Here is a 1,580-nt window from a genome sequence, read left to right as displayed (position 1 = left end):
GGCCAGGGCCGGGGCGGGTCCTGGATCCGTCCCGGACGAGTACGTGGGGCATGCCGTCCGCGTTCGTCGCTCGTCGTACGCCGTTCGTCGCTCGTCGTACGCCGTTCGTCGCTCGTCGTACGCCGTTCGTCGCTCGTCGTACGCCGTTCGTCGTTCGTCGTTCGTCGGGGTTCGACGGGAAGACGCCCGGCTCGGGTCGGATGGTTGCCCCGAAGGGTGCGGAACCGATCGAGAGCCGTTCCCAACAGGTCCGAACGCGTCCGAAAAACGTCGTTCACCGGCCGGTGGTCAGGCATTTTTGGGGGCAGAGCCGACCAATCAAGATCACTTGCCGGTGGGCGGCGGGCGCGGTGTCGGCGGCAGGTGCGAGGATGCCTCCGTACTGGCCGACGTGCTCGTGCGGCGGTGGGGGATGTCCGTGGTGGGGGACCGCGGGACGGTTTCGTCCCTCCCTGCTCGCGGTGAGAACAGAAGGGACCGCTGACGGCGATGCAGATCCGGCTGACCGTCGTAGACCCCCTGGGCCCGTCCTCCGCCGCCGCGGGCCGCGACGTGCTCGTCACGGCGCCCGCGGGCACGGCGCTGGCCGCGGTGGCGTCGGCGCTCGCCGCGGCGGTCGTCGGGGACGCCGGGACGGCGCCGTCCGAGCGGACCGGGCGGGAACGCGGCCCCGACGGGCGGACCGGACGTGAACCCGGCTCGGGCCCGGTGGTGCTCTACGCCGGCACCGAGCGGCTCGACACCCGGCGCTGCACGCTCGGCGAGCCTCCGCTGCTGGACGGCGCGGTGCTGTCCCTGGGCGCACCGGCCCAGCCCGAGCCGCACCCCGAGCTGGACGAGGCCCCCACCCAGCTGCACGTGGTGGCGGGGCCGGACGCGGGCGGCGTGCCCCTGCTGCACGGCGGGCAGATCACCGTCGGCCGCTCCGCCGACGCCGACGTACCGCTCGACGACCCCGACGTCTCCCGGATGCACTGCGCGGTCACGGTCGCCGCCGACGGCCGGGTCTCGGTCGCCGACCTCGGCTCCACCAACGGCACCGTGCTGGACGGACGGCCCGTGGACGCGCGTCCGGTCCGCTTCGCCCCGGGCGCGCTGCTGCGCATCGGCGAGTCGGCCCTGCGCCTGACGCCGTCCGCCGGACCGGCGGCCCGCGTGACGACGGCACCGGACGGCGAGGGCCATGTGCGCGTGACCGGCCCGGCCGCACCGCGGGCGACGGGTGCGGCGCCGCGTGCGGACGCAGCCGGTCCGGGGCACGGCACGGCACACGCACGCGTACCGGACGCCGGCGACGGCAGGGACACGACGGCCGGCACCGGCAGGGACAGGGGCACGCACCCCGGACCGGGCACCACCTCCGACACAGGCAGGCGCATGGGCACGGGCCAGGCGGCCGGTGCCGGTACGGGCACGGCCTTCACCACCGGCACCAGCGCGGCCTTCGGCGCGCACCCGGGCACGACCACCACGTCCGGCACGGGCGCGGCCCGAGGCATGAGCACGCCTCCGGGCGCCGGCGCAGCCCCGGGCACGGGCACCCCGACCCCTCCCCTCACAGACACCGCAGGGACCACAGG

Annotated in this window: 1 protein-coding gene; it reads left to right on the top strand. The window is 76.1% G+C overall.

All coding sequences use genetic code 11. The features are described 5' to 3' along the window. Positions 1–489 precede the first annotated feature (489 nt). Positions 490–1,580, top strand: a 1,091-nt coding sequence (locus GV126_RS36950; protein ID WP_236570346.1) for an FHA domain-containing protein, incomplete at its 3' end; no start/stop codon positions are given.

The sequence above is a fragment of the Streptomyces mexicanus genome (assembly GCF_902506575.1).
GTDB lineage: Bacteria > Actinomycetota > Actinomycetes > Streptomycetales > Streptomycetaceae > Streptomyces > Streptomyces mexicanus.
Note: the sequence above shows the minus strand (reverse complement) of the source record. Positions and strands in the feature narration are given on the sequence as shown.